The organism is Nonomuraea sp. NPDC049784, assembly GCF_040659615.1.
GTDB lineage: Bacteria > Actinomycetota > Actinomycetes > Streptosporangiales > Streptosporangiaceae > Nonomuraea.
Map to the genome: position 1 here is coordinate 1 of NZ_JBFAMX010000103.1, position 26,402 is coordinate 26,402.

At 69.6% G+C, this 26,402-nt stretch carries 24 protein-coding genes, 1 tRNA gene and 1 pseudogene; 15 read left to right on the plus strand and 11 right to left on the minus strand.

Translation table 11 applies throughout. The features are described from left to right. The coding region (locus tag AB0J09_RS22180; protein ID WP_360694001.1) for a maleylpyruvate isomerase N-terminal domain-containing protein at positions 1-601 on the plus strand (601 nt) is incomplete at its 5' end. 253 nt (positions 602-854) lie between these two features. On the opposite strand, the gene AB0J09_RS22185 is transcribed toward AB0J09_RS22180, so the two are convergent. Continuing rightward, positions 855-2,108, minus strand: coding sequence for an aminotransferase class III-fold pyridoxal phosphate-dependent enzyme (locus AB0J09_RS22185; protein WP_360694004.1), 1,254 nt, complete (start codon positions 2,106-2,108; stop codon positions 855-857). Positions 2,109-2,229: 121 nt separating this feature from the next. Here AB0J09_RS22185 and AB0J09_RS22190 point away from each other — a divergent pair, with 121 nt between their 5' ends. Further along, complete coding sequence (locus AB0J09_RS22190) at positions 2,230-3,699, plus strand: NAD-dependent succinate-semialdehyde dehydrogenase (protein WP_360694007.1); 1,470 nt, start codon at positions 2,230-2,232, stop codon at positions 3,697-3,699. A 5-nt stretch (positions 3,700-3,704) separates the two neighbouring features. On the opposite strand, the gene AB0J09_RS22195 is transcribed toward AB0J09_RS22190, so the two are convergent. Further along, positions 3,705-4,379: a GntR family transcriptional regulator gene (locus AB0J09_RS22195; RefSeq protein WP_360694010.1), complete on the minus strand. Its 675-nt coding sequence runs from the start codon at positions 4,377-4,379 to the stop codon at positions 3,705-3,707. Positions 4,380-4,487: 108 nt separating this feature from the next. Continuing rightward, positions 4,488-5,219, minus strand: a complete 732-nt coding sequence (locus AB0J09_RS22200; protein WP_360694013.1) for a maleate cis-trans isomerase — start codon at positions 5,217-5,219, stop codon at positions 4,488-4,490. Between the two features lie 215 nt (positions 5,220-5,434). Between AB0J09_RS22200 and ehuB the strand changes: the two genes are divergently transcribed. From ehuB to AB0J09_RS22225, 5 genes are read left to right on the plus strand one after another with little or no spacing between them, the layout of a single operon-like run. After that, the gene (gene ehuB, locus AB0J09_RS22205; protein WP_360694015.1) at positions 5,435-6,325 is read left to right on the plus strand and encodes an ectoine/hydroxyectoine ABC transporter substrate-binding protein EhuB; all 891 of its coding nucleotides are present in this window, start codon (positions 5,435-5,437) and stop codon (positions 6,323-6,325) included. Between the two features lie 52 nt (positions 6,326-6,377). Beyond that, positions 6,378-7,079 (plus strand): ectoine/hydroxyectoine ABC transporter permease subunit EhuC, encoded by a 702-nt coding sequence (gene ehuC / locus AB0J09_RS22210; protein ID WP_360694018.1) that lies wholly within the window; start codon positions 6,378-6,380, stop codon positions 7,077-7,079. Further along, the gene (gene ehuD / locus AB0J09_RS22215; protein ID WP_358318048.1) at positions 7,076-7,732 is read left to right on the plus strand and encodes an ectoine/hydroxyectoine ABC transporter permease subunit EhuD; all 657 of its coding nucleotides are present in this window, start codon (positions 7,076-7,078) and stop codon (positions 7,730-7,732) included. Before ehuC ends, ehuD begins: the two co-directional genes overlap by 4 nt. Positions 7,733-7,784: 52 nt before the next feature. Beyond that, a complete protein-coding gene (gene ehuA, locus AB0J09_RS22220) occupies positions 7,785-8,540 on the plus strand; it encodes an ectoine/hydroxyectoine ABC transporter ATP-binding protein EhuA (RefSeq protein WP_360694056.1) in 756 nt (251 codons plus the stop codon). Beyond that, the gene (locus AB0J09_RS22225) at positions 8,537-11,467 is read left to right on the plus strand and encodes an FAD-binding and (Fe-S)-binding domain-containing protein (RefSeq protein ID WP_360694021.1); all 2,931 of its coding nucleotides are present in this window, start codon (positions 8,537-8,539) and stop codon (positions 11,465-11,467) included. Before ehuA ends, AB0J09_RS22225 begins: the two co-directional genes overlap by 4 nt. Positions 11,468-11,519: 52 nt before the next feature. Here the strand turns inward: AB0J09_RS22225 and AB0J09_RS22230 are convergent, their stop codons facing one another. Genes AB0J09_RS22230 through AB0J09_RS22245 form a run of 4 tightly spaced genes read right to left on the minus strand, consistent with a single transcriptional unit; the run spans position 11,520 to position 15,902 of the window. Beyond that, complete coding sequence (locus tag AB0J09_RS22230) at positions 11,520-12,722, minus strand: M20 family metallopeptidase (RefSeq protein WP_360694024.1); 1,203 nt, start codon at positions 12,720-12,722, stop codon at positions 11,520-11,522. Then, the gene (locus AB0J09_RS22235) at positions 12,715-13,935 is read right to left on the minus strand and encodes a PLP-dependent aminotransferase family protein (RefSeq protein WP_360694059.1); all 1,221 of its coding nucleotides are present in this window, start codon (positions 13,933-13,935) and stop codon (positions 12,715-12,717) included. Before AB0J09_RS22235 ends, AB0J09_RS22230 begins: the two co-directional genes overlap by 8 nt. A 5-nt stretch (positions 13,936-13,940) precedes the next feature. Further along, positions 13,941-15,134 (minus strand): M24 family metallopeptidase, encoded by a 1,194-nt coding sequence (locus AB0J09_RS22240; protein ID WP_360694027.1) that lies wholly within the window; start codon positions 15,132-15,134, stop codon positions 13,941-13,943. 24 nt (positions 15,135-15,158) lie between these two features. Continuing rightward, the gene (locus AB0J09_RS22245; protein ID WP_360694030.1) at positions 15,159-15,902 is read right to left on the minus strand and encodes an Asp/Glu/hydantoin racemase; all 744 of its coding nucleotides are present in this window, start codon (positions 15,900-15,902) and stop codon (positions 15,159-15,161) included. 148 nt (positions 15,903-16,050) lie between these two features. Here AB0J09_RS22245 and AB0J09_RS22250 point away from each other — a divergent pair, with 148 nt between their 5' ends. The 3 genes from AB0J09_RS22250 to AB0J09_RS22260 are packed head-to-tail and all read left to right on the plus strand — an operon-like array spanning position 16,051 to position 19,044. Beyond that, positions 16,051-17,103, plus strand: coding sequence for a D-2-hydroxyacid dehydrogenase (locus AB0J09_RS22250; RefSeq protein WP_360694033.1), 1,053 nt, complete (start codon positions 16,051-16,053; stop codon positions 17,101-17,103). 9 nt (positions 17,104-17,112) lie between these two features. After that, positions 17,113-18,519, plus strand: coding sequence for an amidase (locus tag AB0J09_RS22255; protein ID WP_360694035.1), 1,407 nt, complete (start codon positions 17,113-17,115; stop codon positions 18,517-18,519). 18 nt (positions 18,520-18,537) lie between these two features. Then, positions 18,538-19,044: a DUF3830 family protein gene (locus AB0J09_RS22260; protein ID WP_360694038.1), complete on the plus strand. Its 507-nt coding sequence runs from the start codon at positions 18,538-18,540 to the stop codon at positions 19,042-19,044. Positions 19,045-19,057: 13 nt separating this feature from the next. On the opposite strand, the gene AB0J09_RS22265 is transcribed toward AB0J09_RS22260, so the two are convergent. After that, complete coding sequence (locus AB0J09_RS22265) at positions 19,058-19,603, minus strand: integrase core domain-containing protein (RefSeq protein ID WP_360694062.1); 546 nt, start codon at positions 19,601-19,603, stop codon at positions 19,058-19,060. Positions 19,604-19,882: 279 nt separating this feature from the next. On the opposite strand from AB0J09_RS22265, the gene AB0J09_RS22270 reads away from it, so the two are divergent. Together AB0J09_RS22270 and AB0J09_RS22275 are read left to right on the plus strand one after the other, a co-directional pair. Next, the gene (locus AB0J09_RS22270; RefSeq protein ID WP_360694041.1) at positions 19,883-20,776 is read left to right on the plus strand and encodes an integrase core domain-containing protein; all 894 of its coding nucleotides are present in this window, start codon (positions 19,883-19,885) and stop codon (positions 20,774-20,776) included. A gap of 217 nt (positions 20,777-20,993) precedes the next feature. Continuing rightward, on the plus strand, positions 20,994-22,178 hold the full coding sequence (locus AB0J09_RS22275) for a DUF2786 domain-containing protein (RefSeq protein ID WP_360694044.1): 1,185 nt from the start codon (positions 20,994-20,996) through the stop codon (positions 22,176-22,178). Between the two features lie 467 nt (positions 22,179-22,645). On the opposite strand, the gene AB0J09_RS22280 is transcribed toward AB0J09_RS22275, so the two are convergent. Continuing rightward, entirely contained in the window at positions 22,646-23,083 is a 438-nt protein-coding gene (locus tag AB0J09_RS22280) for a TetR/AcrR family transcriptional regulator (RefSeq protein ID WP_360694047.1), read from the minus strand. Between AB0J09_RS22280 and AB0J09_RS22285 the strand changes: the two genes are divergently transcribed. Then, on the plus strand, positions 23,070-23,303 hold the full coding sequence (locus AB0J09_RS22285) for a hypothetical protein (RefSeq protein WP_360694050.1): 234 nt from the start codon (positions 23,070-23,072) through the stop codon (positions 23,301-23,303). The two genes, AB0J09_RS22280 and AB0J09_RS22285, sit on opposite strands and share 14 nt — an antisense overlap. Before the next feature lie 74 nt (positions 23,304-23,377). On the opposite strand, the gene AB0J09_RS22290 is transcribed toward AB0J09_RS22285, so the two are convergent. Together AB0J09_RS22290 and AB0J09_RS22295 are read right to left on the minus strand one after the other, a co-directional pair. Continuing rightward, positions 23,378-23,453: transfer RNA gene (locus AB0J09_RS22290), tRNA-OTHER, on the minus strand. A 562-nt stretch (positions 23,454-24,015) separates the two neighbouring features. After that, entirely contained in the window at positions 24,016-24,462 is a 447-nt protein-coding gene (locus AB0J09_RS22295; protein ID WP_360694064.1) for a CHAT domain-containing protein, read from the minus strand. A gap of 74 nt (positions 24,463-24,536) precedes the next feature. Between AB0J09_RS22295 and AB0J09_RS22300 the strand changes: the two genes are divergently transcribed. After that, positions 24,537-25,628 (plus strand): integrase core domain-containing protein, encoded by a 1,092-nt coding sequence (locus AB0J09_RS22300; RefSeq protein ID WP_360694053.1) that lies wholly within the window; start codon positions 24,537-24,539, stop codon positions 25,626-25,628. A gap of 135 nt (positions 25,629-25,763) precedes the next feature. Beyond that, a pseudogene (locus AB0J09_RS22305) lies at positions 25,764-26,402 on the plus strand (hypothetical protein); the annotation flags it as partial.

A 26,402-nucleotide genomic window follows, 5' to 3' on the forward strand; every position in this document is an offset into this window, starting at 1 on the left:
CGCCATCGTCGCGGCGGGCCCGGGCGCTGAGCCCCCGGCGAGGACGGACCCGAAGGGCACCCCGACCGCGCCCCGCGACCGCGAAGCCCTGGACGCCTGGCTCGCCGAGTCGACCGAGCTCATGCTCGACGCGATGCGCGAGGCCGGCCCGGACCGCGGCTGCTGGACCTGGTGGGGCCGCTCGCAGGCCCCGGAGACCAGCGGAGCCGTGGCCCGGCACCAGATCCAGGAGATCGCCGTCCACACCTACGACGCCCAGCTCACCCAGGGGGCCGCACAGCCGCTGCCGACGGACGTCGCGGTCGAGGGCGTCGACGAGTTCCTGACGACCGTCTCGGCGACGACCGTCCCCTGGCCGTTCAAGCCGGCGACCATCGACCTGCACACGACCGAGGGCCGCTCCTGGCGCCTGACCCTCAACGCCGACGGCGTCCGCTGCGACGACCTCGCCGCCGACGCGGAGCCGGGCGACATGGCGATGCGAGGCGCAGCGAGCGAACTGGTCCTCTACTTCTACGAGCGCGTCCCGCTCGACGGCCTGGAGACCACCGGCGACACCGAGCCGATGGAGCAGCTCGCAGACTGGGACCCGAACGCGTAAAACGCGCACTTGTGACGCATCTGTCGGTTGTGCGCGCGCTCCTGCGGGCGCCACTGGGCCCGGGATTGCGGACATCGCGCGGCTGCGGGCAGTGCGCCTGCCGATATGGGACGTCTACCGGGAGGTCGCCGTCTGGCCGGCGCACGACCTGTTCTAGAGGCCGCCCGCTCGTCACCCGGAGCGGGCCGGCCCCCGACGACAGCTTTCCCGCCTGCCCCTCGCCGTCCGCGGTCGAACGTGACGTGACCGCTGGTCAGGCGGTCACCGCGGTCACCGCCTCCGCCCAGATCGTGCCAGCCTCCTTCACCTGCTCGGAGTTGACAACCAGCGCGGGGATGAACCGGACGACCTCTCCCCAGGCGCCGCAGGTCAGCAGCAGCAGGCCCCGCTTGGCGGCCTCCTGCTGGGCCGCGGCGGCGGTGGCGCCGTCCGGGTCTCCGTTCGCGTCGCGGAACTCGTTGCCCAGCATCAGGCCCAGGCCTCGCACGTCGGTGATGTTCTTGTGCCCGGACGCCACGTCCTGCAGTGCCGCGCGGAGTTCGGCGCCGCGGGCGGCCGAGTTCTGTACGAGGTCTTCGCTCTGGATCACGTCGAGGGTGGCGAGTGCCGCGGCGCAGGCCACCGCGTTCGCGCCGTAGGTGCCGCCCTGCGATCCGGGCCAGGCCTTCTCCATGATGTCCGCGCGGGCGGCGATCGCCGACAGCGGGAACCCGGAGGCCAGGCCCTTGGCGGTGATCAGGATGTCGGCGCGGGCGTCGAAATGGTCGCCGCCCCAGAACTTGCCGGTGCGCCCCCAGCCGGTCTGCACCTCATCGAGGACCAGCAGGATCCCATACCTGTCGGCACGCTCGCGCAGGCCTGCCAGGAACCGGGTGTTGGCCGGCACGTAACCTCCCTCCCCCAGCACCGGCTCGACGAAGAAGGCGGCGGTCTCGGCCGGCGTCGTCACGGTCTGAAGGAGGTAGTCCAGCTCGCGCAGGGCGAAGTCGGTCGCATCCTCCTCGCTCCATCCGTAGCGGGTGGGGTTCGGGAAGGGCGCGATGACGACGCCGCCCATGATGGGGCTGAAGCCGGCGCGGAACTTGGTCCCGGAGGTGGTCATCGAGGCGGCCGCGACGGTCCGGCCGTGGAAGCCGCCGTGGAAGACGACGACGTTCGGGCGGGCGGTCGACTGGCGGGCCAGGCGTAGGGCCGCCTCCACCCCTTCAGAGCCGGAGTTGGAAAAGAACATGCGGTCGAGGCCGGTGGGCAGCACCTCGCCGAGACGGTCGACCAGGTCGAGCAGCGGGCGGTGCATGACTGTCGTGTACTGGGCGTGGATGAGGGTCGCGACCTGACGCTGGGCCGCCTCGACCACGCGCGGGTGGCAGTGCCCCGTGCTGGTGACGCCGATGCCGGCGGTGAAGTCGAGGTAGCGGCGGCCCTCCTCGTCGTAGAGGTGCACGCCTTCGCCGCGGGCGGCGATGACTCCGGTTGCCTGCTTGAGGATCGAAGAGAGTTCTGCCACGTGGACCCCTCTGGTAGATTGTCGACAATCAAACTGGTAGATAACTTACAACGACTCGCGGTCCGCGTCAGCCCCCGAAGCGGCGCCGGCTCCCAGCACCCTCCGTCGGAAGGGACGAGAAATGACCGATCAGGCCCGTGAACGCTCAGTCGCCGAGGCGGCTCCGAAGCAGCTCTTCATCAACGGCAAGTGGATCAACGCGTCGTCAGGAGCCACCTTCGACGTGCTGGATCCCTCCACGGGCAAGCTCTTGTGCGCTGTGTCGGACGCGTCGCCCGAAGACGGGATGGCCGCCCTCGAAGCCGCCGCCGCGGCGCAGACCGCGTTCGCCGCCACCGCGCCGCGCGCGCGTGCCGACATGCTCATGCGCGCCTTCCACCTGCTGCACGAGCGCATGGACACCCTCGCCCTGCTCATGACACTGGAGATGGGCAAGCCCCTGGCGGAGTCACGGGGCGAGATCGCCTACGCCGCGGAGTTCTTCCGCCACTTCGCCGAAGAGGCCGTCCGCGTCAACGGCGGCTACCAGGTCGCGCCGGCCGGCGGCGCCCGTTTCCTGGTGACCAAGCAGCCCGTCGGGCCGTCGCTGCTGATCACGCCCTGGAACTTCCCCATGGCCATGGGCACCCGCAAGATCGGCCCCGCGATCGCCGCCGGCTGCACCAGTGTCATCAAACCCGCCGCGCAGACCCCGCTGTCCATGCTGGCCCTGGCCGAGATCCTGGCCGAAGCCGGTGTTCCCGAGGGTGTGGTCAATGTCGTGACCACGGACAACGCGGGCGCGGTCATGGAGCCGCTGATCCGCTCCGGCGTGGCGCGCAAGCTGTCGTTCACGGGTTCCACCGCCGTGGGCCGCCGGTTGCTCGAGCAGTGCGCCGACAAGGTGCTGCGCACCTCGATGGAGCTCGGTGGCAACGCCGCGTTCATCGTCTTCCCCGACGCCGACCTCGATGCGGCCGTCGACGGGGCGATCGCCGCGAAGATGCGCAACTCCGGCGAAGCCTGCACCGCCGCGAACCGCATGTATGTCCACGCCGACGTCATCGACGTCTTCGGTGCGAAGCTGGCCGAGAAGATGGCCGCCCTGCCCGTGGGACGGGGCGTCGACGACGGCGTCCGCGTCGGCCCGCTCATCGACGCCGCCGCGCAGCGGAAGGTGCACCAGCTGGTGACCGACGCCGTCGAGCGCGGCGCCAAGGTGCTCACCGGCGGAGAGACCGGGAACGAGCCCGGCTTCTTCTACCCGCCGACGGTTCTGACCGGCGTGCCCGAGTCGGCTCGAATGCGCCACGAGGAGATCTTCGGCCCGGTCGCGCCGCTGACGCCGTTCACCACCGAGGAAGAGGTCGTGGCAGCCGCCAACGACACCGAGTACGGCCTGGTCAACTACCTGTACACCAACGACCTGTCACGCGCGCTACGCGTCGCCGAGGCACTGGAGACGGGCATGGTCGGCATCAACCAGGGTGTGGTGTCCAACCCCGCCGCGCCGTTCGGCGGGGTCAAGGCCTCGGGACTCGGCCGCGAGGGCGGGCCGACCGGTATCGAGGAGTTTCTGGAGACCAAGTACATCGGCATCGCCCTCGCCTGACCGGTCTAGGTGGCGGCCCCCCGCGACCCGAGGCGGACCACCGCGTCGCGCATGTGCTCGATGAGCAGGCGGTCAACGAGTTCGGCATCGCCGGCGATGAACGCGTCGGCGATCTCGTTGTGCTCGGGGACGCGGTCATCGGGCGCGGGGTAGGTCTCCTGCAGCGCGGTCACGCACATGCGGGTCTCGGTCAGCAGCGTGTGGTGCATCCGTGACAGCCGAGGGCTCTGGGCCATCCGGACGAGCTCCTCGTGGAACTCCAGGTCCGCGGCGCCGATCTTCTCTCCGTCCAGCCGGTCGGAGGCCTTCGCCATCTTCTTGATGATCGCCGCCAGTCGCGTACCCGCGGCGACGGGATCGCGGCGGAAGATCTCGGCGGCGGCGGCGCGCTCGACGGCGGTGCGTGCCACGTAGATGTCGTAGACGTCGTCATCGGTCAACTCGATGACGAACAGACCGCGGTTGCGGATCGAGATCAGCAACCCCTCCTGCGTCAGGCGCTGCATGGCCTCCCGCAGCGGGCCACGGCTCACGCCGAGCTCGCGGGCCAGGTCGGCCTCGCCCAACTGGGTGCCCGGCCGGAGCTCGCCGTGGGCGATCGCCTCACGGAGCTTGCGGGCGATGATGCTCGGCGTGGACTCGCGGTCCACGGGTCCGATGAACCTGCCCAGGGTGGTCATGCTGGTCTCCGATTCGGCTGCGACAGTGCGGCGCGGAGAGCCCGGCGTGCGTGTCGATTGTGGATTGTTCATCATCGCGACGTGGGAATCAACTGATGTCATGTCCGATCACCGGCGGAAGAGGGATCCCATGCCGTCGAGGCGCGTGCTCCCTCCCCCGATCCGCAGCCCCTCCCATACCGTGACCTGGTTGGCGGTGAGGACCGGCTTGCCGACGGCGCTCTCGAGGTCGTCCAGCCATGCCAGCGAGTGCATCGCGGTGTCGGGGACCAACACGGCCTCCGCGTCGTCGGCGTCACCGGAGCGCACCATGTCCGCCACGCGCTCCTTACCGAAGGTGCCGACCTCGGCCGCCGTGAGGATGCCGTGGCTGCCCAGCGCCGCGACCTCGACCCCGCCGCGCCGCAGGAACTCCACGAAGTGTGACGCGACGTCCTGCGGGTAGGACGCCGCGACGGCGACGCGGCGCAGGCCGAGCGCGTGCACCGCCTCGACGAACGCGATGGAGGTCGACGAGACGGGCAGCCCCACGATCTTCGCCACGTCCTCCACCTGCTCGCGGGCGCCGTCCCAGCCGAAGACGAAGCTGCCCGAGGTGCACGCCCACATCACGGAGTCCGGAGCGTGACCGACCAGTTGCCGGGCGCCTTCGGCCAGGCGCTCGGCGCCGCCGAGGTCCAGCAGCGCGTCGACCCTGTGGGCGTCCTCACCGACCGACGTGTGCACCAGCGGCAGGCGCACGACGCCGCCCAGCCGTCGCTCGAGGGCAGGGAAATCGTCCTCGGCGCCGAAGCCGGGGTACAGCAGACCGACGGTCGTATGACGGAGTTGGTCGTTCACGGATGACCTTTCGGTTGAGGAGCGATGCGGCGGAAAACACGTTTCGCGAGTGTTTCGAGCGCGTTCCAATATCCCGAGGGATCAATAAGATTGTTGACAATGCTACACCAGCTGATTAGCTTCGGTCAGCAACAAAGAGGCCTCGCGCCGCTCCTGGCGAATCCCGGCTTCCCAACGCTGTCCCCCAGGACGGCCGCGACGATATCGGAGTCGACATGACCTACGACCCCTCGCGGAGAGCACTCCTTCGCGGCCTCGGCGCCGCCGCGATGGCCGCGCCGCTGACCGGATTTCTGGCCGGCTGCAGCCGGACGGAGATCCCCGGCTCCGCGAGCGCTACCCAGGACCTGCTCGCGACCGGGCGAAAGCAAGGCTATCTCCGCGTGGGCATCGCGAACGAGCCGCCGTACACGCAGGTCACCGCGGACGGCAACGTCACGGGCGCCGAGCCGGACGTGTTCCGCGCCGTGTGCAAGCGCCTGGGCATCAACGACGTCCAGGGAGTCATCACTCCGTACGCGTCGATGATCCCCGGCCTGAAGGCCAACCGATGGGACGCCATCGCGGCGGGCCTGTTCATGAAGCAGTCACGCTGCGCAGAGGTGCTCTATTCGGAGCCGGTCATCGTGTCGACGGAGTCCTTCGGGGTCAAGCCTGGCAACCCGAAGAAGATCACCACCGTCGCCGGCGTGCTCGCGAACGCGGAGCTGAAGATCGCGGTGCTTCCCGGCGGGTTCGAGGACGGGATCCTCAAGACGGCCAAGGTGCCCGACGGGCAGTTGGTCAAGGTGGACGACGGGCGCAGCGGCATCGAGGCGCTGCGGGCCGGGCGGGCCGACGCCTTCTTCCTGCCGACCCTCTCGCTGAAGGCGCTGCAGGAGAAGGACAAGGACTTCGAGGTCACCGAGCCGGTGGGTGACGCGCCACGGACCGGGTCCGGAGCGGCCTTCCGCCCCACGGAAAAGACGTTCCTGGCCGAGTACAACAAGGAGCTCGCCGCGTTCAAGGCGACCAGCGAGTTCGCCGCGATCCTCACCAAGTGGGGCTTCGACGCGCAGATCACCAAGGGCGTCACAGCCGCCGAGCTGTGCAAGAACGCCGGCTGACCCGAGTGGGCCACCCCAGCCTCACCCCTACGGCCCAGGAGATCGACGACCCATGTCCGATGTGATCACCTACGCGCCGCTGCTGCTGCAGGGGCTGCTCATCACGCTGCTCGTCACCGTTCTCGGCGCCATCCTCACGGTGGTGACGGCGTTCACGGCGGGTCTCGCCCGCCTGTCGCAGCACTGGTGGCTTCGGTGGCCGGCCGGCGTCTTCGTCGAGGTCTTCCGCGGCACCTCTCTGCTGGTCCAGATGTTCTGGTTCTTCTTCGCCCTGCCCTTCTTCGGCTTCCAGCTCGCCCCGCTCACCGCGGCGGTGCTGGCGCTGGGGTTCAACGAAGGGGCCTACGGGGCCGAGATCGTACGTGGCACGATCAACTCACGCGCCGCCGGGCAGACCGAGGCGTGCGTGGCCCTCGGCATGGGCCGGGCGCTGCGGATGCGGCGGGTGCTGATACCCCAGTCCATCCCGGCCATGTTGCCGCCGTTCTGCAACGTGATGGTCGATCTGCTGAAGAACACCTCGCTGGTCTCGCTCGTCACGGTCGCGGATCTCACCTTCCGCGGGCAGATGGTACGCAACACCACTGGGCAGACGACGGCCGTGTTCCTCACGATCCTCGTGCTGTACTTCTTGCTCTCGACACTGATCTCCCAGCTGATGAAGTGGCTGGAGCGGCGATTCGCCCTGGACCGCCAGTCCAAGTCGCGCCGGGATCAGCCGGGGCCACTCGTGAAGGCAGGGATGCCCGTATGATCTGGGACTCCAAATTCGCGTTGTCGATCCTGCCGGATCTGCTTCAAGGACTGTGGGTGACCGTCCAGATCACCCTCGCCGGCACGGTCATCGCGATGCTCCTCGGCCTGGTGGTCGCGGTCATCCGGTTCTCGCGCCTGCCGGTCCTGTCAAAGCTGTTCGACTTCTATGTCCAGTTCGTCCGGGGGACGCCGCTGCTGATCCAGGCGTACTGCGCGTTCTTCATCCTGCCCAACTACGGGCTGAGCTTCAGTCCGATGGCCACGGGCATCGTCGTGATCGGCATCAACTACAGCGCCTACACGGCCGAGGTCTACCGCTCCGGAATCCACGACGTGCCGCCCGGGCAGTGGGAGGCGGCGAAGGCGCTCAATCTGCCCATCGGTGCCACCTGGACTCGGATCGTCCTTCCGCAGGCCGTCCGGTCGGTGATCCCCATCCTGGGTAACTACCTCATCCAGATGTTCAAGGACTCGGCCGTGCTGTCCGCCATCACCGTGTTCGAACTGCTGGCCCACGCTCAGGCGATCGGATCGAACAACTTCCGCTACCTCGAGCCGCTGACCATCGCGGGTCTGCTCTTCCTCCTGGTCAGCTACCCGGCCTCTCAGATGGTCCGGAGATTGGAGCGTCGACTTGCCCCCTCACATTGACACCGAGTCTGCCCCCGTACCCGAATCGACGCCCGCGGCGGACCGCGAGGTCATGATCTCCTTCGACGACGTCAGCAAGCGGTGGGGCGACAATGAGGTGCTCCGCTCGCTGAACTTCGACGTCAAGTCGGGCGAGAAGGTGTCCATCATCGGGCCGTCCGGATCGGGCAAGACCACGATCCTGCGGATCCTGATGACCCTGGAGACCCCCGACACGGGACTCGTGACGGTCAACGGCGAGACCCTGTGGGACGTCAAGCCCGGCTCGCGGCCCAAGGAGACCAAGCAGATGCGGGCGACCCGCCGCCACGTCGGCATGGTGTTCCAGCAGTTCAACCTCTTCCCGCACATGACCGCCCTGGAGAACGTCCTCGAGGCGCCCACCCGGGTGCTCAAGCTGGACAAGGAGGAGGCCCGTCAGCGCTCGGTCGAACTGCTGGAGATGGTGGGCCTGTCGAAGCACCTCGGCCACAAGCCGCCGAAGCTGTCCGGCGGGCAGCAGCAGCGGGTGGCCATCGCCCGCGCGCTGGCGATGCGGCCCAAGGTGATGCTCTTCGACGAGCCCACGTCGGCACTCGACCCCGAGCTGATCGGCGAGGTGCTCAACGTCATCCGGGAGCTGGCCGTGAGCACCGACATGACGATGCTCATGGTGACCCACGAGATGCGCTTCGCCGAGGAGATCTCGGATCGCGTCGTGATGTTCGACCACGGTTCCGTGGTCGAACAGGGTCCGCCCGGAGAGATCTTCAAGGCGCCGAAGGAAGATCGCACCAAGAGCTTCCTGCACGCCGTCCTGAGCCATTGACCCGCCACTCGACGGCTTTCGACGTCGAGTCGCTGGCCACGCGGCTGACGTCCGTCCTGCGGGGGACGGCCCGCCACGACCCCGGGACCAAGGCCCTGTACAGCACGGACGCCTCCAACTACCGGCTGGTGCCCGACCTGGTCGTCGTGCCCGCCGACGTCGACGACCTCGTGGCCGCCGTGTGCATCGCGGCTGAGGTGGGCGCGCCCGTGGTGGTCCGAGGCGGCGGTACGTCCATGGCCGGCAACGCCCTCGGCGGCGTGGTCATCGACGTCTCCCGCCACGTCAACCGGATCCTCGATCTCGACCCCGCCAGTCGCACCGCCGTGGTCGAACCGGGTGTCGTACTCACCGACCTGACCGCGGCGGCGGCCCGCCATGGCCTCACCTTCGGCGCCGATCCCTCCTCGGCCAGCCGGGCGACCCTCGGCGGGATGATCGCCAACAACGCCTGCGGCGCCCACTCGGTGGCCTGGGGGACCACCGCGGACAACCTCATGGGTCTTGAGGCGCTGCTCGCGGACGGCTCCCGGCTGGACCTCACGGTGCCGGCCGCCGATGCCGACACCCGGCGGCGGATGGCCGAACTGGCCGCCCGGCCGGGCCGCGAGGGCGAGCTCCACCGGGCGATGCAGGAGCTGGCCCAGCGGAACGCCCTCGCCATCAGCCGGCGCTTCTCCGGTCTCAAACGCCGCATCTCCGGGTACGCGCTGGACCGGCTGCTGCCCGAGCACGGCTACGACGTCGCCCGGTTCCTCTGTGGCACCGAAGGCACCCTGGCGACCACCCTGCGGGCGACCGTCGGCCTGGTGCCGCTGCCCGCCGCCAAGGCCCTGCTGGTGCTGGGCTTCCCCGACTCGTTCAGCGCCGCCGAATGCGTGCCCCACGTACTGCCCCACCAGCCACTGACCATGGAATCGATCAATGACGCGCTGGTGCGGCGCCTGCCCGACCAGGTCAGGAACGACGCGGTCGCGGCGGGCCTGCCGGAGGGCGGCGCCTGGCTGCTCATCGAGGTCGCGGGCGACAACGTCGAGCACGCGGCCCGCGCGGGGCGCGCGATCGTCGCCGACCTCGGCAACGCGGGCATCCCCGTGACGTCGGCGCTGGTCACCGACCCGCGCGCGCAGGCCGTGCTGTGGCGGTGCCGGCGCGACGGCACCGGCCTCGCCACCCGCCGAGCCGACGGCGCGGAGGCCTGGGCCGGCTGGGAGGACGCCGCGGTCCCGCCGGACCGCCTCGCGACGTACCTGCGCGAGCTCGACGAGCTGATGGCGGCCCACGACCTGTCGGGCGCCTCGTACGGGCACTTCGGCGAGGGTTGCATGCACATGCGCATCGACTTCGACCTGATGAGCCGGACCGGTCTGACCACCTTCCGCTCGTTCGTCGAGCAGGCCACCGACCTCGTCGTCCGCCTGGGCGGCTCGGTCTCCGGCGAACACGGCGACGGACGAGCGCGTTCGGAACTGCTGACCCGCATGTACGGCACCGACATCATGGGCCTGTTCCGCGAGGTCAAGCAGCTCTGGGATCCCTCCGGGGTGCTGAATCCGGACATCATCGCCGACCCCGCGCCGATCGACGCGAACATCCGGCATGCCGGAGCGGCCGACCCCAAGCGCCTGCTGACGGTCTTCGCCTACCCGGAGGACGGCGGCAGCTTCGCCCAGGCACAGCGCCGCTGCGTCGGGGTGGGCAAGTGCCGGGAGTCTTCGGGCGGCGTGATGTGCCCCAGCTACCAGGTCACCCGCGAAGAGCAGCACTCCACGCGGGGCCGGGCTCACCTGCTGTGGGAGATGCTCCGGGGTGACGTCGTCACCGACGGGTGGCGCTCCACCGAGGTCCGCGACGCCCTCGACCTGTGCCTGTCGTGCAAGGGATGCCTCTCCGACTGTCCCGTCAACGTCGACATGGCCACCTACAAGGCCGAGTTCCAGTACCACCACTACCGGCATCGGCTCCGCCCGCCGTCGCACTACTCGATGGGCTGGCTGCCGCTGTGGTCGCGCCTGGCGGCGCGCATGCCGAGGGTGGTCAACCGGATGACGTCGTCGGGTCTCGCGGGCCTGCTCAAACGGATCGGCGGGATCGCGCCCGAGCGGGCCATCCCGCGCTTCGCCGACCAGCCGTTGACGGCGTGGTTTCGCCGGCGTGGCCGACCAGCCGGTACCGGCACGCGCGGCAAGGTCGTGCTGTGGCCCGACTCCTTCACCACCTACCTCTCCCCCGAGGTCGGCCGCGCCGCGGTCCGGGTGCTCGAGGCGGCGGGCTTCGAGGTGGTGCTGCCGCGCGGCCAGGTGTGCTGCGGGTTGACCTGGATCTCGACCGGGCAGCTCGGTGTCGCCAAGCGGGTGCTGCGCCACTCCCTGGGCCTGCTCGACGACTATCTGCGGGCGGGCGTCCCCGTCGTCGGGCTGGAGCCGAGCTGCACCGCCGTGTTCCGGCACGAGGCGGTGGATCTGCTGCCCGGTGACGAGCGGGCCGAGCGGGCCAAGCAGCTCACCCATACGCTGGCCGAGCTGCTGGCCGCGTACGCCCCGGGCTGGCGGCCGCCCGACGTGGGCGGGAAGGCGCTGGTGCAGCGGCACTGCCACCAGCACTCGGTCATGGGCTTCGAGGTGGACTCCGCGCTGATGCGGGCGGCGGGCATCGACGCCGATGCCCCGGACTCCGGCTGTTGTGGTCTCGCCGGTAATTTCGGGTTCGAGCGGGGCCATTACGAAGTGTCGCGGGCGGCCGGCGAGCGGGTGTTGCTGCCCGCCGTACGCGCGGCGGACCCTACGACGGCGATCGTCGCGGACGGCTTCAGCTGCCGCACACAGATCGGGCAGGGCACCGACCGGACCGCGCTGCACCTGGCACAGGTGCTCGCGGCTGCCCTGGACGCAGGTGACGACCTCGAAGGCGGCACTGAACGCCGGTGACGACCGCGGTCGGCACCAGACGCTGGTGCCGACCGCGAAGGCGGCCCCCGGTTCAGCCGGTGAGTAGCCTCATCGCGCACAGCGCGTAGGCGCGGGCCGCGACCACGAGCTCCTCGAGGCTGACCGACTCGTCGGCCCGGTGCGCCTGCTCGGCGACCGAGCCGGGGCCGAGCACGATCACCGGAACCCCCGCGTCGCGGGCGATGAATCCGCCGTCGCACGCGGCGGTCCATCCCGCCAGCGGCAGTTCGGGCCCGTCGGCGTCGCCCACCGCCCGCTTGGCCGTCTCGACCAGCCGATGGTCCGGCGCCGTCTCGAACCCGGGCATCTGCATCGTCATGGTGACCTCGACGCCCAGCCCACGCTCGCCCAGACGCAGGGCTTCGATCCGGCCGGTCGTCTCGGCCAGCACGGTCTCCCCCTTCTCATCGGGCAACAGGCGCCGGTCGGCGGTGATCAGACACTCGGCCGGAACAGTGGACGTCCCGGTGCCGCCGGCGATCTGACCGACGCTCCACGTGGCGGCCCCGACCAGCGGATGCCGTACGTCCGACAGCTCGCCGTGCCAGCGTTCGAGCTCGGTCACCACCGCGGCGGCGCCGTAGATGGCGTTGAGCCCGTCGGAGGGCTTGCCGGAGTGCGCCGCCCGCCCGGTGACCGCGATCTCGACGTACGAGTCACCACGCGCCGCGATGATCGTCTGCAGGTCGGTGGGTTCCGCCACGACGCACCCGGCAAAGCCGGAACGGTCACCGCCGGCGAGGTAGGCCCGGATGCCTTTGCCGGTCTCCTCCTCGTCGACCACGGCGGCCAGCTCGACCGGACCGGTGAGGTCGACACCGGCCCGCCGCAGCGCGGACAGCGCCACCACGCACGCGGCGAGACCGCCCTTCATGTCCGCCGAGCCGCGCCCGAACAGCCGGCCGTCGCGGACCTCGCCGCCGAAGGGCGGCACGGTCCAGTTGTCGCCGACGGGCACCACGTCGGTGTGCCCGAGCAGCAGCAACCCGGGCCCGGGGCCCCCGGCGAGGACCGCCGACACGTTGGACCGGCCGGGCTCCACCTCAGTGGTCGTCACCGCCAGACCGCGCGCCTCGCAGGCGGCGACGAGAACATCCACGGTCGGCCCCTCCTCGCCAGGAGGGTTCTGCCCCACCGCCCGGACCAGGTCCACCGCGACCTCGCGGATCTCGTCGAGCTTGATCAGGTCGAGGACCGCGTGTTCAGCCGCGGTGATCGCTCCGCAGTCAGCCACGCTGAGCCCCCGTCGCCACCAGTTCGATCGCGCGGCGCAGTCGGCGTACACCCTCGAGGGTGCGCTCCGGTGTGGTAGACGCGAAGCACAGCCGCAGGGCGTTGCGGAATCGGCCGCTGGGCGAGAAGGCCGAGCCGGGGATGAAGGCAACCCCTTCGGCCAGCCCCACCTCGACCAGCTCCTGCGCGTCGACCTCCTCCGGCAGCGTCACCCACAGGAAGAATCCGCCGTCCGGGCTGGTCCATCTCGCGATGTCGCCCAGGTGCTCGGTGAGCGCCCGCTGCATCCCGATCTTGCGGCGCAGGTACTCCACGCGCAGGCCGCTCAGGTGCTCGGTGAGGTGGCCGTCCTCGAGGAACCGGGCCACCAGGAGCTGCGCGGGCAGGTTGGCGCAGGTGTCCATGGCCTGCTTGGCGTTGATCAGCAACTGGCCGAGTTCGGGGGCCGCGTCGACCCAGCCCACCCGCAGGCCCGGCGCCAGCACCTTCGAGAAGGTACGCACCGAGAACACGTCCGCGCGCCCGTCACCCAGTTCGCGCAGGCTGGGCAGGTCCTCGCCGGCGAAGCGCAACCAGCCGTACGGGTCGTCGTCGATGACGATCGCCCCCCATCCGCGGGCCAGCTCGAGGAGCGCGAGCCGCCGTGCGAGCGACATGGTGGTGCCGGAGGGGTTCTGGAAGTTCGGGATCGTGTAGATCGCCTTCGGCAGGCGACCGGCCCGCTCGACGAGCTCCGGCAGAGCCTCGACGACCAGCCCGTCGTCGTCGACGGGCGCCTCGATCATCTCTCCGCCGTACGACATGACGGTGGCGCTGCCGTTGGTGTAGGTCGGCGACTCGACGACGACCAGGTCACCGGGGTCGACGAAGAGCTTGCAAGCGAGGTCGATGCCCTGCATCCCGCCGCTGGTGATGGTCAGCCGGTCGGGGGTCGTCGCCTCGCCGGTGCCCGACAACATGTCGAGCACTGCCGCGCGCAGCCGGGGGTCGCCCTCGGTCGCGGCGTAGTCGTAGGCGTGGGCCGAGCTCAGTTCGGCGGCGCTGATCATGGCCAGGACCCGCGTGGGGACCACTTCGGCGGCGGGGCTACCCATCGCGAAGCGGACGATGTCGTGCGACTGTTTCTGCAGCAGCGACGTGCTCGAGTCGATGACCGACCCGACCAGTCCTGCCGCCCGTGCCGCGAGCGGCACGGGCCGGGCGGTCTGCGTCATCGTGTTCACCGTCCGATCGTGAGGTTCTGGGGGAGGTCGGTCAGCCGCTCTACCCCGTCGGTGGTCAGCGCGACGGGTTCGGACAGCTCGTATCCCCAGTCGTCCATCCACATGCCGAGGATGACGTGGAAGCACATGCCGGCCTCGAGCACGGTGTGCTCGTCGGGCCGCAGGCTGATGGTGCGCTCGCCCCAGTCCGGCGGGTATCCCAGACCGATGGAGTACCCGATCCGCGACTCCTTGGTCAGGCCGTACGCGCTGATGACGGCGTTCCACGCGGCGTGGATCTCGTGAGCGGTCCGTCCGGGGCGCAGCGTGGCCAGGACCTCGGCCATGCCGTCGCGCACGGTCGCGGCGGTATTGGCGAGTCGGCGGGGCGGCTCGCCGAGCATGATGGTGCGGGCCAGCGGCGCGTGGTAGCGCCGGTACACGCCGGCGAGCTCGATCGTCGTGGCCTCACCGACGCGGAACTTCTCCTCGGTCCAGGTCAGATGCGGTGTGCCGGCTCCTTTGCCGGTGGGCAGCATCGGCACGAACGCCGGGTAGTCGCCGCCGTGCTCAGCCGTGCCGCGCGCCTGTGCCGCGGCGATCTCGGCGACGACGTCACATTGGCGTCGCCCTGGGGCCACGGCCTCCAGCGCCACCTCCATGACCTGCTGCGCGATCGACCCGGCGATCCGCATCTGGGCGAGCTCGTGGTCGGACTTGACCACGCGCACCCAGTTGACCAGCTCCTGGCTGTCTTCGAGCCGGACGTGCGGAAGACCCGCCCGCAGCGAGAGGTAACCGCGGGCCGTGAAGAACGCGGAGTCTCCCTCGATTCCCACGCACCCGTCCGGGCCAGTATCGATCAGACGGCGTTCGCGGACGCGTTCGGCGATCCAGTCGTACGGGTGCACCGTTGGACGGTGGACCAGTTCCTCCGGGTAGCCCTCGATCTGCTCCGGCGGCAGCCAGGCGGTGGACCCGGCTCCGGCGGCGTCCATCGCGCGGGCGAACAGGACCGGCGGACCACTGGCCGGCACCACCAGACACTGCGGCGTATAGAAGGACCATGCGTTATAGCCGGTGAGGTAGTACATATTGGCCGGATCGGTCACCAGCAGGGCGGCGAACGAGCGCTCCGCCATGCCCTCCTGTACGCGGGCGAGCCGTTGCGCGTACTCGGCGGCATCCGGGCCGAGGGAAGACTGCTGCACTACATGAACCTCGCATTCTCTCTGTCAGTGGTAGCCGAGGAGACGCTGCCCCGGCCCTGTCGCCCGGCGGCCGATGGCCCGCAGCGCCGCCCACATGGTCGCCTGGTTCGCGCTGATCACCGGCTTGCCAAGCCGCGCCTCGAGCGGGGCGACGACGTCGTAGGTCGGCAGGTTGGTGCACGAGATCACGATCGCGTCGGCCTCGGCGTGGTCGGCCTGAGCGACGAGCTCGGCGGTGCGCGCGTACGGGACCTTCCAGATGTCGGCGCTCAGCCCCAGGTGGGAGCTGCCGACGACGTCCACGTCGGCCTCCCGCAGGAACAGCCGCAGCCGCTCGGTCACGTCCGGGTCGTACGGGGTGGCGATCGCCACGCGCTCGGCGGCCAACTGCCTCAGGGCCTCCAGCAGGGCTCCGGACGTCGTGACCGCCGCGGGGGCTCCGGCCGCGCACATCGCCTCGACCAGTTGCCGCTCCCCCCGTACGCCTCGCACGAAGCTGCCCGACGTACAGCCGTAGGCGTAGACCGCGGGCGAGACCGTGATCAGGTCCCGGGTGCAACGGCTGACGGCCGCGGCATCACCAACATGCTCCGCCATCTCCACCGTCACCGGCAGCGGCGAAAACGGGGTACGGGTGAAGAACAGCGCCACGTCATCGGGCGTCCAGCGCCACAGCTCCCGATCCAGCGCCATGTCGTACGGGACGATCACGCCGACGCCGGTCTGGACCTCCGGTCCGGGTGGTGCGGTGCTCGTATTCGTGGTCATGGACGGGTCTCCTGCGATCGTGGGAGCCGACCCCGTGCGAGTGTGGAGCCGTGTCGCCATCATGCAGGATCGATGCATTGTTGACAATCATACGTAGCTCTCCTACGTTGGGCCGCGGCCCAGGTGGCAAGCGAACGGGGAGGCGCCCATGGCAGGATCCGACGGCAAGCCGATCATCGCCGTGCTCTGCGCGGCCGGGGGCCCGCTCCCCCCGCACATGCAGGCTGTCGAGGAGCGTGCGACGGTCCGTTACTGCGACGCCGACGGCTTGGCCGCCGCTGTGGCGGACGCGGACGCCCTCTTCCTGTGGGACTTCTTCTCCAGCGCCGTACGTCAGATCTGGGATCACGCCGGGGCACTGCGGTGGATCCACGTGGCCGCGGCCGGCGTGGACAAGCTCCTCTTCGAGGAGCTCATCGACTCCGACGTCATCGTCACCAACGCACGTGGCGTCTTCGACCGGCCCATCGCCGAGTTCGTGCTGGGCTCGGTGCTCGCCTTCGCCAAGGACCTCCACCGCAGCCACGATCTGCAACTCGCCCGTACGTGGAAGCACCGGGAGACCCTGCCGGTGGCCGGCACCACGGCGTTGATCGTGGGCACCGGCGCCATCGGGCGCGAGACCGCCCGGCTGCTCCGCGCCGTCGGCATGGACGTACGTGGGGCCGGCCGCACTGCGCGGGCCGTCGACCCCGACTTCGGCACTGTCGTCACCAGCGACGAGCTGGCCGCACACGTCGGCTGGGCCGACCACGTCATCATGGTCGCGCCCCTGACCCAGGCGACCCGGGGGCTCATCGACGCCACCGTGCTGGCCGCGATGAAACCCACCGCCCACCTGATCAACGTCGGGCGCGGCCCCTGCGTCGTCGAGGACGACCTGGTCGCGGCCCTGACAGGCGGGCAGCTCGCGGGGGCGTCCTTGGACGTGTTCGCGACCGAGCCGCTGCCGGTGGACCATCCGCTGTGGAGCGCGCCCGGCGTGGTCGTGTCCGCGCACATGTCCGGCGACACCGTCGGCTGGCTCGACACGCTGGCCCGGCAGTTCACCGACAACGCCGTCCGCTGGCTCGACGGCGAGGATCTCGTCAACGTCGTCGACAAGCGGCTCGGGTTCGTGCCCGCCCACCCGCAGGCGAGCCAGCCTGAGCCGAGCGGCCCGCAGTCGAGCCACCCGCGGCCGAGTCCCGCAGACGAGTAGGGAGTCACGATGACCGACCTGACCCGGCTGAGCGCCACCGAACTGATCGCCGGTTACCGCGATCGCAGCGTGTCCCCGGTGGAGGCCACCCGCGCCGCGCTCGCCGCGATCGAGGCCGCCAACGACGAAGTGAACGCCTTCGTCATGGTCGACGCCGAGGCCGCGCTGGCCGCCGCGGAGGAGTCCGAGGCCCGCTGGCGCGACGGCACCACCCGCGGACCCGGCGACGGCGTACCCACCTCGATCAAGGACATCCTGTACACCCGCGGCTGGCCGACCCTACGCGGCACCAATCTCATCGACGAGCAGGGACCGTGGCCCGAGGACGCCCCGGCCGTGGCCCGGCTGCGCGAGACCGGAGCCGTGCTGCTGGGCAAGACCACCACGCCCGAGTTCGGGTGGAAGGGCGTCACCGACTCCCCGCGCCACGGCGCCACCGGAAATCCGTGGAACGCCGAGCTGACCGCTGGCGGATCGAGCGGCGGCAGCGCCGCAGCGGTCGCGCTGGGCATGGGGGCCTGGTCGGTCGGCACCGACGGCGGCGGATCGGTGCGCATCCCGGCCGCGTTCACCGGAACAGTCACCATCAAACCGACGTACGGCCTCATCCCAATGTGGCCCGCCAGCCCGTTCGGCACCCTGTCACACGGCGGGCCCATGACCCGCACCGTCACCGACGCCGCCCTGATGCTCGACATACTCACCGGTTTCGACGCACGCGACTGGTCGGCGCTGCCCACCCCGGCGACCTCGTTCCGCGACGGACTCGGCGACGGCGTCCGCGGCCTGCGCATCGCGTTCTCCCCCGCTCTCGGGTACGTGCGCAACGACCCCGAGGTCGAGGCCGCCGTCCGTACCGCCGCGGCCGTGCTGGCCGAGGCGGGGGCCGACGTCGAGGAGATCGATCCCGGCTTCGCCGACCCCGTCGACGCCTTCCACGTCCTGTGGTTCACGGGCGCGGCCAAGGTCGTCGAGGCCCATGGCCCCGACGCCCTGGAGCGGGTCGACCCCGGCCTGCGCCGCGGCATCATGCGCGCCCTAGCCGCCGGCGCCGCGGACTATCTGGACGCCACGGCGGTTCGGATGGACCTCGGGGTACGGATGGGGCGCTTCCACCAGACGTACGACCTGCTGCTGACGCCGACCCTGCCGATCACCGCGTTCCCCAAGGGAATGGACGCCCCGAAGGGCTGGCACTCCGAGGACTGGACCAGCTGGACTCCCTACACGTACCCGTTCAACATGACCCAGCAGCCCGCCGCGAGCGTGCCCTGCGGATTCACCACCGCCGGGCTGCCCGTCGGCCTGCAGATCATCGGCCCCCGGCACGCTGACGCGCTCGTGCTGCGGGCCGCCCACGCCTATGAGGCGGCCACCGACTGGACCTCCGCACGGCCGCCGCTCGCTCGCCCCTAACCATTGAGGAGAATCCCCATGGCTCGCTACATCACGGTCACACTGGAATCGCGCGGCGTTTCCTGCACCGCCCGGCTGCTCGATGACGAGGCGCCGCGCACCGCAGCCGCCGTCTGGGACGCGCTTCCGCTGTCCGGTCAGGTTTTCCATGGCAAGTACGCCCGAAACGAGATCTACAACTTGGTGCCGGCGTTCGCGGCAGTCGAGCCCGGGAAGGAGAACACCACGGTCACTCCCATTCCCGGCGACCTCTGTTACTTCGCGTTCGACGCCAATGATCTCGCCACTCCCTCGCACGGCTACGAGAGCGGCGGCGGTCCCAAGAACCTGTCACACATCATCGACCTGGCGCTGTTCTACGGGCGCAACAACCTGCTGCTCAACGGCGACCAGGGCTGGGTGCCGGGCAACGTCTTCGGCACCGTCGTCGAGGGACTCGAGGAGATGGCCGTCGCCTGCCAGGACATCTGGATGGCCGGCGCCCGGGGTGAGACGCTGACGTACGCACGCTCCCACGAGGACTGACGACGGCCGAGCGTCACTGGCTGACCGCTCGCTTGTACAAAAGACGACCGCCGGTCCGCACCTGCTGGCGCTGACGGCGTGGTTGAAGTCGTACCAGTACCTCGAGTACTTCCCGAGGCTGGGCGAGATCCCCGGGCCGGCGCTGCCTCACTTGCGTGAGGCGCTCGGCTTGGCCGAGGACGTGCCGTGTGAGGTGGACGCGGACCGGACGGCCAAGCGGCCACCGATGCCCGCTCAGGAGACGGTGTGGGTGCCGAATATTGTGTCTCCTCATGCGACCTGGGCGTATTCGTGTAGGAGGCCGCCGAGCCGGTCTCGTCGGGTGACCTTGATGTCGGCGTCGACCAGATCGGGTAGCGCCCGCAGCGGACTGGCCTGCTTCAGGGCCCGGTGCGTGCGGCCGGTGCCCGTTGTAGTGAATCAGGTACTCGCGAAGCACCTGGGCCAGATGACGTTCGCGCAGGATCAGGATCCGGTCCAATAGTTCGCGGCGCAGGGTGCCGATGACCCGCTCGCAGATTGCGTTCATCCTCGGCGTCTGCGGCATGGTGGCGATGATCCGAAACTGTCCCGCTCGAAAACACGGTTTCGTGCTGTGAGCTGGGGTTTTGCTGCGTGATCAGGGCCGTGGCTGCGAGCATCGCAAGGTGGTGTTGTCGCTTGTCTACCGGTTGGTGAGGGGCTTGTTCGGCCTGCTGACGGTACTGGTCCGTTCTGATCTGTCTAAGGACGTTGAGCTGCTGGTGCTCCGTCATGAGAACCAGGTGCTCCGCCGTCAACTCGGTAGCCGGCCGCGATGGGGCCACGCCGACCGGCTCTGGCTGGCAGCATTGTCGCGATGATTCACCGCCGCCGGTGGGCGGAGGTGTTCCCGCTCACCCCGGCGGCGATCTTGCGCTGGCACCGCCACTTGGTAACGCGTAAGTGGACCTTCACCGACAGGCGGCGCCCAGGACGGCCCTGCACCCGCCAGCCCGTCAAGGCACTGATTGTTCGGATGGCGCGGGAGAACCCAGCTTGGGGACACCGGACAATCCCGGGCGAGCTGGCTCGCCTGGGCTACCCGATCGCGGCCTCCACGGTGTGGGAGATCCTGCACGCGGCGGGTATCGATCCGGCGCCCCGCCGAGCCGGGCCGACCTGGCGGCAGTTCCTGACCGCCCAGGCCCCCGCGATCATCGCGTGCGACTTCCTGGCGGTCGAGACCCTGCTCAAACGGCTGTATGTGCTGGTCTTCATCGAGCACGGCACCCGGAGACTGTACCTGGCCGGAGTGACCGCACACCCGAACGGCGCATGGACGGCGCAGCAGGCCCGCAACCTGGCGATGGATCTGGGTGACCGCATCTCCGAGCTGCGGTTCGTGATCCACGATCGAGACCCGCTCTTTACCTCCGCCTTCAGAGAGGTCTTCGCAGCTGAAGGACTGCAGGTCATCACCACCCTGCCGCGGACACCGAGGATGAACGCCATCTGCGAGCGCGTCATCGGCACCCTACGCAGCGAACTCCTGGACCGGATCCTGATCCTCAACGAACGCCACCTGGCTCTCGTGCTCCAGAAGTATCTGATCCATTACAACGGGCACCGGCCGCACCAGACCCGGCACCAACGGCCCCCGGACATCGAAACGCAGCCCGCCCGCGACGTGACCGACCTCAACGACCTGCGATCCATCCGCCGAAAACCCGTCGCCACAGGCACGATCAACGAATACCATCACGCCGCTTAACCGCAGCTCAGACCGCGTAACTCAATATTCGAGTGGTACACCTGCGCGTGCGGGTCGCTTGCCGTGGACGCCCCCTATGCTCGGCCCTGATCGTCATGGTAGGCGGGCCAGCCGGGGTCGGTCAGGACCTCGCCGCCTTCCACCGCGCCCGTGAGCAGGGGACGAGGCTCCGTCGCGGTAGGGTTCTGGCGGACTTTCTTTAAGGTGGACGGCACGTGTGAGTAAGGCTAATGAGCTGATCGCCGCGGCGATGGAGGCCCTTGCCCGCGAGGATGAGGCAGCCTTCGACTCCGCCGCCGCCTTCCTGGCCGATCGGGACGACGCCGATCGCGTGCTGGTGGAGGTTGTGACCCGTGCGATCTCGGGGTTGTGGCGGAACGGCTGGCAGCCCGCCGACGTGGTCAGGATCGCGGCCAGGCGGCTGACCGACTGGCACGGGCGGGCGGCGGCTGACCTCATCGCCTGGGAGATGCGGGCCTACGCGCCGGCCACGGTGGATGAGCGCTGGCGCGACCAACTCGCCGGTCTGGAGGCCGCGGTGTGGTGGAAGGGCGGCTACCTGGCGGCGCGGCAGGCACGCGACGGGGCCAGCCGACTGGTGACCGTCTCCGGTGGGCTGGAGTTGCTGGGGTTGCTGACCGGGCTGCCGCGGCTGGAGTCGTTGAGCCCGCGGCCCGGGGCCGCTCGCTGTACGGTCCAGGCACGCTCGCACGCGGTCAGCGAGAAGACGTTCGCGCGGGTGCGGGCGCTGCTTGCCAAGGCGGAGTCGACGGCGTACGAGGCGGAGGCGGAGACGTTCACGTCGGCGGCGCAGAGCTTGATGGCGAAGTACAGCATCGACGCGGCGATGCTGGACGCACAGCCAGGCGGAGGTGAGGCCCCGGCGGGTATCCGGGTCGGCATCGACGCGCCGTACGAGCAGCCCAAGGCCGTGCTGCTCGACCTCATCGCCGAGGCCAACAGGTGCCGGGTGATCTGGTCGAAGGAGCTGGGGTTCGCCACCGTCCTGGGGTTCTGGGCGGACCTGTCCTGGGTGGAGGTGCTGTTCACCTCGCTGCTGGTGCAGGCGCAGACCGCGCTGGTGAACTCGGGCACCAAGAAGCACGGCACCGGCCGGTCGAGGAATAAGACATTCCGCCAGTCGTTCCTGTCGGCGTTCGCCTCCAGGATCGGGGAGCGGCTCGCCGAGGCCACAGCGGGTGCGGTCTCGCAGGAGAGCGCCAGCCGGGGCACCGACCTGGTGCCGGTACTGGCGGCCCGCCAGCAGGAGGTGGAGCAGGCGGTCGAGCGCATGTTCCCTAACCTGGTATCGCACGCGGTCCGCACGTCCTGGGACCGGGAGGGCTGGGCGGCAGGCCGTACCGCCGCCGATCAGGCCAGCCTCGGGGCGCGAGACCGATAGCGCCTATATCCCTAATGCTGGGGATATCTTTTCCCCAGCGGTAGCCACCCAAGGACGCGACGACACGGATCCGACAAGACAAGGCTGAATGCTGAGCTTGAGAAGCTCTCGCGCCTGCTCCTGCCGTCGTTGACGGTGGGATGTGGAGGTGGCGCAGATGGCAATGGCTCATGTGCAGGTCAGCAGGAGATGCGGTGCTTATGTCAACAGGCAGGGTGTCGCAGACACAAAGCTGTCGCACCACAGCTTGCTACACAGGGTTAGACCAGTCCCACCTTCGGCGACGTAGGCGGATTTCGACAAGAGCGTCAGAACTGGCAGAGCCGCGCCCTCATCGCTCTCGCACACATCCTGAAACTTCACAGGTGTAGCCGGCATCAGCCGGGTGACCACCCCGGACCGCATCTTCGCCGCCTTACACTAACCGGATCCTTCGCTCGCAGCATGCGACCTCGTGTCGCACCTTGTTATAGCGGGCGGCGCAGCCCGTCCAGCACGAGGGTGATGACGCCGTCGGCTTCGGCCCGCCAGTGGGGGCGGTCATGGGCCGCACCGATGCCGTGCACCGCCATCATCACGGCCCCGGCATCCATGTCGTCGCGAACAGTGCCGTCCCGCACGGCGGCGGCCACCAGGTCGGTGACAGCCTGCTCCAGCGCCCGACTGCCCTCGGCGAGGACACCCGAGCGATCGGTCATGAGCGTGGCCAGCGTCCGGGCCAGACCCTCGTGGGCATCTATGTGGTCGACCATGCCGCGTAGGAAGGTCGCCAAAGCCTCCGCTGCGGGCAGCGTGGCCTGTAGCTGGCGGGCGCGGTCGCACAGCGCGGCGACTTCCCCGTGGTAGACCGCCTCGGCCAGTGCCTCCCGGGTGGGGAAGTGGCGGTACAGCGTGCCGGTGCCCACCCCGGCCAGGCGGGCGCTGCGACACGGCGCCGCCACCCTGGCGCTGGCCGCGCGCACCGACCTGAAGGTGGTGCAGGCCAGGCTCGGGCACGCCAGCATCGTGCTGACCGCCGACACCTACGTCTCGGTGCTGCCGGAGGTGGCCCACGAAGCTGCCCGGGAAACGGCCCGGCTGGTGCTAAGAGCAGCATCAAAGCTCGGGCAGGAGCTCGGCGCGTGACTCAGCTCTGCCTCATATTTGCCCCATGCCGCGCCAGCGTGCGGGCGCGGCATGGGTTTGCGCAGGTGGAGTAGCGCGCCCTGCAGGATTCGAACCTGCGACCGTCGGATTAGAAGGTGCCGTCCGGTGGTAGTTCGTGCCGCTCCACGCATTTTGCGTGTCCGGCAGTACCAGATCCTGACGACGCGTGACGGGGCGTACGAGCACGCACCGAGCACGAACGGCACCATCCACGACAACCCCGCCGACCACAATAGCCTGTGGTCTTCGATCTGCGAGTGCCTTCAGCGGCTCAGGTCACCACCTTGCGGATCAGTGCAGGCTGCATCAGCAAGGGTCCGCCGGAGGAACTGCCCGTCACGATCTCCGGCCGCCCGACCACCTCCCGCAGAACACGCTCGGTTTCCCCTACTCTGCGCCGGAAGTAATCCCCCGAGTCCACGTTGACCTGCCGCGTCGGCGCATGTCCACCGCGTACACCCGAACGCCAGTCAACAGCCCCGGCAGGACCCACTGGGAACTTTGTCACGTTCCGGTCTGAGCCGAGATCAGCACCAGCGGCGGGCCATTGTGCGCAAGGAGGCCTGGCCATCGCACGATGGCACCCTGGCCGGGCACTTCCTGGGTCGCAACACATTCACCCCTGCACCAGGTGATCGGCGCGTTCGACTTGCGGCCGCGCGGTTCACCTGGAGCATCGGCTCGCACCGTTTCAAGGCGGCCGGCTCGGTGTAGCGCTTTCGGCTGCCCGGCCGAAGTGCAGCAGCCCCGCCAGATGCTGGGGGGCAGCGGATCGCAGCTCGTGCAAGGCGTCATGCAGAGCCTCTGCCCCGGGACGGCCGCGTGCCGCGGCCTGCCGGTAGAACGCCTCAGCGGCCCGTACGGCGAAGTCGTCCGAGAGTGGCCACAAGCAGGCCACCACGTCGGCGAATCCCGCGAGGTGGAACGCGGCGCCGATATGCAGGGCCTCATCGGGCAGCCGGTGCCCGGCTTGGCCCGTGCCGCAGACCGACAGATACGCGAACTCGGCCCCCCGCAGCAGCCGGCTACCGGCAGCGGGTACGCGGTCGGCCCAGGACGGTGACCAGGCGTTCGAGCAGGGCGGGATCGTTGGGCAGCGCGCCGTTGTGGGTGCCGAAAATTCATCCGCGCAAGTCAGAGCGCTGGCTGATGATCACGTACCTCGAGTCTTGGGGTCGTGAAGTCTATACCGTCGCAGCATGATGATCTGTCGTGCTGCTACGTCTGGTCTACCTCACCGCGAGGACCGTCTTCGCGTTCCTACGGCTGCTATCGGGAAGCGATCGTGACAAGGAGATCGAGATCCTTGTGCTGCGGCACCAGCTGACGATCCTGCACCGCCAGGTGGCCAAGCCCGTCTTCACTTCTGGCGACCGCTTCGTGCTCGCCGGGTTGCTTGGCCGCCTGCCGGGAGACAGGCTCCGGCACTTCACAGTGCTGGTGCGCCCAGATACAGTCCTGCGCTGGCACCGCGACCTGCTGCGGCGCCGCCACGCCGCAGCCTGTACGCCCCGGCGTCGAGGGCGCCCGCGCACCATCTCCTCCGTTCACCTGCTGGTGCTGCGCCTGGCTCGGGAGAATCCCTCCTGGGGGTACCGGCGTATCCACGGCGAGTTGGTCGCGCTCGGCGTCACGGTCGCCGCCTCCACCGTGTGGGAAATCCTCAAAGGTCACAGCATCAACCCGTCACCCGAGCGACAGCACACCGCCTGGGCCGATTTCCTGCGCAGCCAGGCGGAGGCCCTGTTGGCGTGCGACTTCTTCGAAGTCCGTACCCTGACCGGGGCACGGCTGTACGTCTTCGCCGTCATCGAGCACGCCACCCGGCGGATCCGGATCCTCGGGGCCGCCGCGCATCCCACAGGTCAGTGGGTCACCCAACTCGGACGGAACCTTGTCATGGACCTGCAGGACGCGGGCAGTACGGCCAAGTTCCTCATCCGTGACCGCGACGCCAAATTCACCGCGGCCTTCGACGCCGTGCTGGCCGACGCCGGACTCCGCGTCGTCACGACCGGCATCCGGATCCCCCGGATGAACGCGATCATGGAGCGGTGGATCCTGACCTGCCAGCGTGAACTGCTGGACCGCACCCTGATCTGGAACCGGCGCCACCTGCTCCATGCCCTGCGCGAGTTCGAGACGTTCTACAACGAACGCCGGCCACACCGGACTCTCCGCCAGGCTGCTCCGCTCCGACAGCTCCCCGGCAGGGGCGCCGACCAAGCCCAGGTCGCTCGACTTGATGTCCGCCGACATGATCGTCTGGGTGGTGTCCTCAAGGAGTACCGGCATGCTGCTTGACCTGGGCGGATGAATTTTCGGCACCCACAGCTGCAGCGGGGATGGCGGGGAGACAGGACACCGCTTGAGTGTGCCCCCAGGGCACGGTGTTCCCTAGTGCGTGGAACAACCATCTCGACCCAGGAGGACCGCCCGATGTCCGTGCCAGAACCCGGCCAGACCCCGGCCACTGCAGCGCGCCCGAGCTCACCGCACCAGGCCGACGACCCGGCACCCGGACGTCGCGGGCCGGAGGTCGACGGCTCCCGGCCGTTCGGTGCCCACGTCCGCATGAGCTGGTGGAGGCCGCTGATCGTCCTCGTCGTGCCGCCGGTCGTGATGGTGCTCCTGCAGATCCTGCTATACCAGGTCGTTGGCGTCATCGAGGGCAGCGACGACCCGATGTCCGCCACCTTCACCCCGCTGAAGCTCCTGGCCGTCAACCTGAGCGTGGGCATCTCGGGCGTGGTGGCGATCCTGCTGCTGGCACGGCTGGCGAAGGTGCCGTGGCGCAGCCTGATCAGCTCACCACGGGCGTTCGACGGTCGACGCCTGGCGCAGTACCTGCTCGGCGCGGCCCTGCTGGTGGGCGCCGGCATCGGCGTGGTGGCGCTGGTTGCCCCCGAGTCCCCAGGCTGGGTCGCGTTCGGTGTCTCCGGGACGACGATCCTCATGCTGGTGATCACCGTGCTGAGCACCCCGCTCCAGTCCATCGGCGAGGAGCTGATGTTCCGCAGCGCCGTGCTGCCCGCCGCCGCGTCCTGGGTGCGCGCGGTTCGCCCGGCCCTCGCCGTC